This window comes from Pyxidicoccus fallax (assembly GCF_012933655.1).
GTDB lineage: Bacteria > Myxococcota > Myxococcia > Myxococcales > Myxococcaceae > Myxococcus > Myxococcus fallax.
Genome location: NZ_JABBJJ010000501.1, coordinates 1 through 6,702, shown reverse-complemented (window position 1 = coordinate 6,702; position 6,702 = coordinate 1). Strand labels below are relative to the sequence as shown.

At 68.7% G+C, this 6,702-nt stretch carries 7 protein-coding genes; 4 read left to right on the top strand and 3 right to left on the bottom strand.

Annotation, left to right across the window (positions count from 1 at the left end; all coding sequences use genetic code 11):
• Together HG543_RS54810 and HG543_RS50100 are read left to right on the top strand one after the other, a co-directional pair.
• The coding region (locus tag HG543_RS54810; RefSeq protein WP_211194726.1) for a hypothetical protein at positions 1-469 on the top strand (469 nt) is incomplete at its 5' end.
• Positions 470-1,108: 639 nt separating this feature from the next.
• Positions 1,109-1,408, top strand: coding sequence for a hypothetical protein (locus tag HG543_RS50100; protein ID WP_169352072.1), 300 nt, complete (start codon positions 1,109-1,111; stop codon positions 1,406-1,408).
• Positions 1,409-1,523: 115 nt separating this feature from the next.
• Here HG543_RS50100 and HG543_RS50095 read toward each other — a convergent pair whose 3' ends face one another.
• Positions 1,524-2,069 (bottom strand): GNAT family N-acetyltransferase, encoded by a 546-nt coding sequence (locus HG543_RS50095; RefSeq protein WP_169352071.1) that lies wholly within the window; start codon positions 2,067-2,069, stop codon positions 1,524-1,526.
• Positions 2,070-2,125: 56 nt separating this feature from the next.
• On the opposite strand from HG543_RS50095, the gene HG543_RS50090 reads away from it, so the two are divergent.
• Complete coding sequence (locus HG543_RS50090) at positions 2,126-3,550, top strand: hypothetical protein (protein ID WP_169352070.1); 1,425 nt, start codon at positions 2,126-2,128, stop codon at positions 3,548-3,550.
• A gap of 187 nt (positions 3,551-3,737) precedes the next feature.
• A complete protein-coding gene (locus HG543_RS50085) occupies positions 3,738-4,343 on the top strand; it encodes a hypothetical protein (RefSeq protein ID WP_169352069.1) in 606 nt (201 codons plus the stop codon).
• Positions 4,344-4,391: 48 nt separating this feature from the next.
• On the opposite strand, the gene HG543_RS50080 is transcribed toward HG543_RS50085, so the two are convergent.
• Complete coding sequence (locus HG543_RS50080; protein WP_169352068.1) at positions 4,392-5,111, bottom strand: PEGA domain-containing protein; 720 nt, start codon at positions 5,109-5,111, stop codon at positions 4,392-4,394.
• Positions 5,112-5,134: 23 nt separating this feature from the next.
• Complete coding sequence (locus HG543_RS50075; RefSeq protein ID WP_169352073.1) at positions 5,135-6,664, bottom strand: GspE/PulE family protein; 1,530 nt, start codon at positions 6,662-6,664, stop codon at positions 5,135-5,137.
• Between the last annotated feature and the right edge of the window lie 38 nt (positions 6,665-6,702).

Below are 6,702 nucleotides of genomic sequence, written 5' to 3'. Positions count from 1 at the left end.
GTTAGGTGCTGCCGGCTGCGCTTCGCAGCGCGACCTGGCTGGCACCTTCAAAGAATTGACTGCGGTTTCCGCAATCTGTCTTCTACTTGGGCTTGCTATTTGGTTTTCAAAGACCGAGTCGCTTGTGCTGCTCGCGACCTTCTGCTACCGTGCTGCTCGCCGTTTTGCAACCAGCGATGTGTCAGCTTCTATTCGAGTCAGCGTCCGTTTGCAACTTCTCGGTTTCGCTTTCTCGTGGCGTCCTCGAAGTCCTCAGCGCCGCCCAGTGGCTTCCGCTGTTTTCTTTCGAGGGGGCGCGGCTTCTACCGCTTCGCCGCATCCCGTGTCAACCGCTGCTTCGTTGACCTCCCCAACCGTGTCGCCCGCTGAACTTCTTCCCGGGCTTTCTTGTCGGGGGCGCGGCTTCTACTTCGTTGCCGCGTCGTGTGTCAACCGCCTCGTTGACTGCCGTATTCCGAATTTCGATTGATGCTGCTCGCCACCGAAGTGCCTTCCGCGCCAGTGCGCGGGCTTCGTTGCGAGGGGCGCGGCTTCTACCACCACCGCGTCTTGAGTCAACCGCTTCCGCTGACTCTTTCTTCCAGCTCTCTCGAAGTCGCCTGCCTGAGTTGCTTCCAGCCAGTCAGCCGTTCGAGAGGGGCGCGGCTTCTACTTCGTCGCCGCGTTGTGGGTCAACCGCTTCGGTCGACTCTTTCTTCCCCCTTCTTCTGGGGGCCACTCGCGCTGACGGCCGCGAGAAGGTTCCCGTTGGAAGGGGCGCGGCTTCTACTTCGTCGCCGCGTTGTGGGTCAACCGTTTCGGTCGACTCTTTCTTCCTCCCCTCCTCCAGTCACCCCGCGCTGCGACTGCCCGCGAGGGGGTTCCCGTTGGAAGGGGCGCGGCTTCTATCACCGCCGGGTCTTGAGTCAACTCCCGCGATCGACGCGTTCTTCCTTCTTCTTCCAGCACCAGCGGGCTGCGACGGGCCGTCAACCCGCGAAGCCCAAGGAGGTCTTCGTCGCGCGTCTCGCGCCCGCTGGATGGTGGCCTACCCCGTTGTTTCCGTGGGATGGGCTCCGCGCCACGGCCGGGTGCTAGGGTCGAGGCAATCGCCTCACCGAGGGCTGCCTTGAGTCTTCAGCTGCTGGCCCAGCTCGGCTTCTATCTCCTGCTCGTCGGCCCGGTTGTCGCGGCCATCCTCGCCTTCAAGGCAACCCCTCCGGTCTCCACCGTCGCTCGGCACTACCTGCTGCTCTCGTGGCTCGCATATGGCGCCGCCACGGCGTGGTGCCTGTGGGCCTGCTTCTTCGCGCGCGAATCGGGCGGCATCGGCAATGGCGTCTTCCTCATCATCGCCATTCCCCTGGGCGTCATCGCCGGCATCCTCTTCAGTGTGTGGCGCGCCGCGAGGCCGCCCGCCTACGTGTAGCCCCGCCGGAGCTCCTCACGGCGGGCTCACGAGTGAACGGCAGTCGTCCCACTGAGCCCACGCCCGTCTGGATGAGCCGCTCCCATGACATCCGCGAAGCCCCAAGCGCTCAGGGTCACCGCGGAGTCCCGGCATCAAGGATGCGCCTCATGCAGACGCGGCTCTCGGGTGGAAGGCCGAACTCCGTCTCCTGGGCGCGGATGCCTCGTAGTCCCGGGCCCTGTTGCTCCTCCCGGAGGACTCGGAACCCCAGGCGCTCGTAATAGGGCGCATTCCAGGCGACGTCCCGAAACGTGGTGAGCAGCAGTGCCGGGTAGCCTTCGGCCCGGGCCCACTCTCCCAAGAAGTCGAAGAGGGCCGCCCCCAACCCCCGCCGCGAATGGGTCGGGTGAACGTCCGCCTCCACGATGAAGAGGTCCCCATCCACCGGCTTGCAGATGGCGAAGGCCGCGACCGTCCCTTCCCGCGTCACGGCCACCCACACGCCACCGCGCTGCTGGTGCTCATGGAGTTGCTCGAGCGACTGCACGGGGAGTTCGGCCGCATCCGGGTGCGGCGACTGGCGGAACTGCTGTGCCGCGAGGCGCTCGACCTCCGGGAGCACCGGGAGTTCCCCGTGCAGCGCGCGTCTCAAGGTGTAGCCGCGGTAGAGGCGCTCCATCGTGCCCTCGCATTCAGCGCTTTCGAGCCTCGGAGAGATGGCTGAAGCTGACCTGCATGGCGAACTATACGGTGAAGCTCTCCGCGGCCCCGAAGGGCCATGCGATTCCGCCCCTGCTCGCGGACGTCGGTGCCTGGGTGGGCCAGCAGCCCCACGGCAGCCTGGGCGGATTCGATGCGCTGACGGCCGAGGCCATTCCCACGGAGTGGAGCCCGGAGCACTCGGAGCGTCTCCGCCGTGAGGCCTTCGCCTTCCTGGGTTTGCCAGATGGCTCGCTGCTCGTGCTCGTGAATGCCGGAGCCAAGGCGCCGCCCGCGGTGGGCCTTCTCGGCTCGGAGGGCGAGATACGCACTGTCGCGAACAGCCTGGAGGAGTTCCTGCACCTGTGGTCCCGGGGCGAAACCGACATCCACGAGCTCGACGACGAGGACGGCGCCTCCGGACGCAAAGCGCTGGCGGCGTGGCTCAAGGCGAAGAAGGTCAAGGTGCCGAAGGCGAAGGACTTCGACTTCGCGGCCTGGCTCGACGGCGGCCGCATCGCCGAGGCGCCCGCGGTGGCGGTGCCCGGGCCCTCATCGGCCGGGGTGATGCAGAAGCTCGGGCCGAAGACGCAGCGGCTGGCCTCCATCCTGGGACGACGCGCGGACGACCCCGAGGTCATCGCCTATGTAACGGAGGTGCTCGGCAAGAAGGTGCCGCCCTCGACCACCGAGAACAACGACGCGGTGAACGTGGCGGCCACGAAGCACGGCGTCGAGCTCGTCTTCTCGCACGACATCCTGAACGAGGCCTGGCCACCGGTCCCGAAGACAGGCAAGACGTTCATCCCCTACGTCTCGTACGCGTGGGTGAGGTCGAAGATTGGCGAGCCCGTGCTGGGCGTGCCGTGGAAGGTGGCCTCCGAGGCGGAGCTGACGCAGGTGCTCGGCCCCCCCACCGGGCGCCGGGCCGCGTTCACGAACGAGGATGAGCTCACCGTGGCGTACTGGACCCATCCGCTCGACACCGCGGGGCACCTGCGGCTCGAGCTTGCCTTCGATGGGGACCTCTCCGTGACGCTCGCCGTGGAGAGCGCGGGTGCGCTTGAGCGGTATCCGGACGTCACGACGGGCCTCTTCGTCGGTTATGCCGCGACCCGGGGCCTGCTCGACAGCTCGCGGTTCGAGGCGCACCGCGACCTGTTCGCGGCCGTCCAGGCGCGCAAGGCGAAGGGCTCGGAGCTCGTGGCGCGGGCGCTCTCACGCGGGCTCTGGGACGACCACCTCCGCGATGCGCCGGGGCTGCGCACCCTGGCGTGGCGGTGGTTCCACAACATGTGCGGCTTCTGGATGACCGCGGACCTCAATGAGGTGTTCGGCAAGCGCAAGGGCCCCTTCGGACACGACGAGCCGAAGCTCGACGACGACACCTGGGACGCCGTCGACACGGCGGCGAAGCTGCTCGACCAGCGCTTCGCGGCGTGGCTCACGAAGCCAGGGTGACGCTCCCCCATCGCCGCGGGTCCATACGCCTGCCTGCCGGGCGGCTTTCCGCGCTTGCTCCGCCTGTCTGGGATTTCCCGTCAAGAATTGACACCCATGGCGCCGTGTTCTGAGGGCAAGGGATGCAAGCCCATGTCAGGCCAGCGCATTCCGTCAGGGATGGCAGGCCTTCAGGGCCGGAGGCGTCATGAACGGGATGTCTTTGATTTCATGGGGTTGCGGTGCCATGTGCCTGGGCGCCCTGCTGGGCTGTGGCGGCGTCGCGGAAGAGACCCGTGACGACGAGCCCGCGCTCGGTACGGCGGAGTCTGGCTTGTCGTGCCCGCTGTACGTGGAGAACTTCGATGACGGCATCGCGAATGAAGTCACCACGGGCGCGTACCGGGTTGGCTGGTGCGACACCTATCTTCCCCTGGCCACCAACACACCGTTGTGCCAGCTCGGGCGGACGCTGCGCACGAACTCGAGCACTCAGAACCCCACCCTGTGGGTGAACAAGGGCAGCTCCACCTGCACTGGCGTCCGCGTCAGCTACTCCTACTATCAGTTCTCACCCGCCAACGTGACCCTGTCGTACCGTCAGTCCAATGACGCCTCCGAGGTCTGCCCTGCGTCTGGATTCTTCTCGACGGCGGCCTCTCACCTGACGACCCAGGCCTGCGCGACGCAGTCGGCGCTCATTCCCTTCGGCAGCTCCAGCGGGGTCTACATCCGCCTGGCGCACGGCACCGGCACCAATGCGCTCTGGGTGGACGACGTCCAGCTGACGCTCGAAGGCTGCACCAGCTGCTGAGCGCCCTGCCCGCCATCACCCGTGAGTGGCGCGCATGGAGCCGGAGACTCAGGGCTTCGCGCCGCTCCGGGCCTTGCGCAGGCGCGTGGACAGCTCCGTCATGGTGTCGGCCCGGCACACGGTGACGTGCTCGACGGTGTCGTAGCCCTTGCGGACGAACTTCACGTGCATGGAGGCCCCCGGCGTGCAGATCAGCGTCACCGACAAGGGCGTGGTGCCCTGCTTCACCCCGTCCACGCTCACCGTGACTCCGGAGGGCTCGGACTCGGCCATGAGCAGGCTCGCTCCCTGGATGGGAGCATGCTGCTCTCGCACCTCGCCCACGCGTACCGGCGCGGCCGCGTCGAAGCGCGGCGCGAGCGTCTGCTCCTGCGGCGCTGACTCCGGTGTCACGTCGCCGGAGTCCCGCGACAGGCGCTGCTGGAACTCGGGAAACACGAGCAGCGCGGCCGCCATCAGGGCGAAGGCGGCGGAGCCCAGCCGCAGCGCCGAGGCCAGGGGCCTGACGGGGGCGGGCGGAGGCCGTTGGGGCAGCGCCCTCGCCACCTGGGCGCCGCGCTGCGCCGCCCCGGCTCGGGGAAGCGGCGTGCCTGGGCCGGGGCCCCCCCGCGGCTCGGAAGGAGCCGGTGCCCGCGTCTGGACGGCCCCGGCCTGCGCCTGGACATGGCTCAGCTCCTCGGTGCGCCGCATGAGGGACTTGTTCCAGGTGTCGCCTTCAGCGCCGTCGTAGACGGGTTTCCCACCGGAGGGAGTTGGCTCGTTGTTCATGTGTCGTTACTCCCACCGTGGGGTCAGCTGCCCACCACTCGGAACACTTCCCTCAACGTCGTCGCCCCGGCACGCGCGCGCTCCACGCCCGCGGCCAGCAGCGGCACCATGCCCTCGCGGCGGGCAATCTCCTGGATGCGGTCACTGGGGACCTTGGCGTTCACCGCCTCGCGGATGGCGGGGGTGACGGCCAGCATCTCGTAGATGGCGGTGCGCCCCAGGTAGCCGGTGTTCTCACAGCGCTCGCAGCCCACCGGCCCGTAGAAGACGCCGCGCTCCAGGCCCGCCGCGTCCAGCCGTACCGCATCCTCGGGGGTGAGGGGCTGCTCGGTGCGGCAGTGCGGGCACAGCCCGCGCGCCAGGCGCTGCGACAGCGTGGCGGCCGTCGCGGAGGCGAGGAGGAAAGGCTCCACGCCCATCTCGATGAGGCGGTTGAACACGCCCGAGGCCGAGTTGGCGTGAATGGTGCTGAGCAGGAGGTGGCCGCTCATGCCCGCCTGGATGGCCGTGCGCGCGGTCTCCGGGTCGCGAATCTCGCCCACCATGATGACGTTGGGGTCCTGCCGCAGCACCGCTCGCAGGCCGTGGGCGAAGGTGAAGCCCTGCTCGGCGTTGACCTGCGTCTGGGCGAACAGGGGCACGTCGAACTCGATGGGGTCCTCGATGGTGGCGATGCGCGTGAGCTCACCGCGCGACTGCTGGATGTAGCCCAGCGAGGCATACAGCGATGTCGTCTTGCCGCTGCCGGTGGCGCCCGCCACGAGGATGAGGCCCTGCGGCAGCCCGAGCAGCCGCTGGTACTGGTCCAGCAACGCCGGGGGAAAGCCGAGCGCCGACAGCTGCGGCAACTGCACGCCGGTGCGCGCGATGCGCAGCGCCACGGACTCGCCGTGGTTGGTGGGGAGGATGGAGACGCGGATGTCCGCCGGCCCGTCCTTCGTGGCGAGCGAGAAGTGTCCGTCCAGGGGCTTGTCGAGCTGGTACAGGGGGAGCCGCGAGAGAACCTTCACGCGGTTGGTGAGCCGGAGGTGGTGCTCGCGCGGGAAGACGAGCACCTGCTCCAGCACACCGTGCACGCGGAACGCGATGCGGGTGCCCACCTCCAGCGGATGGATGTGCACGTCGCTGGCGCCGGAGCGGATGGCGCCATCCATCAGCTGGTCCATGAAGGCGATGATGTCCGGCTCGTTCCGCGCGGACATGCCGCGCAGGTGCCGCCCCAGCACCAGGAGCATCTCCCGCACGGCCCGGGCCCGGTGCTCGGTGTCCACCGCGAGCGGGGACAGCTCGGGAAGCTTCGGCGTGGCGGGCGCCGCCGTGCGGACGGGCAGCGCACCCACCACCCGGGAGGACACGCCCAGCACCAGCGCGAGCCCCACGCATCCGAGCAGCAGCGGCGTCGCGGCGGCCTGGAGGTACAGCCCCCCCAACTTCATCGAGGCCCCGGCGCCGAGCGAGGCATGCCGGTGGACCCAGGAGGCGACGCCGGCAACGAGCACCAGCCCGGCAACGGTCCACAGCAGGCGGGCGACTCGGTTCATCATCAAGGTCATCACCGCGAGGCTACCACCCCGCCCACGCCCCCCACCAC

Coding starts and splice junctions, on each gene's coding strand:
- HG543_RS50095 (WP_169352071.1), bottom strand. CDS start 2,069: ATGGAGCGCCTCTACCGCGGCTACACCTTGAGACGCGCGCTGCACGGG.
- HG543_RS50090 (WP_169352070.1), top strand. CDS start 2,126: ATGGCGAACTATACGGTGAAGCTCTCCGCGGCCCCGAAGGGCCATGCG.
- HG543_RS50085 (WP_169352069.1), top strand. CDS start 3,738: ATGAACGGGATGTCTTTGATTTCATGGGGTTGCGGTGCCATGTGCCTG.
- HG543_RS50080 (WP_169352068.1), bottom strand. CDS start 5,111: ATGAACAACGAGCCAACTCCCTCCGGTGGGAAACCCGTCTACGACGGC.
- HG543_RS50075 (WP_169352073.1), bottom strand. CDS start 6,664: ATGACCTTGATGATGAACCGAGTCGCCCGCCTGCTGTGGACCGTTGCC.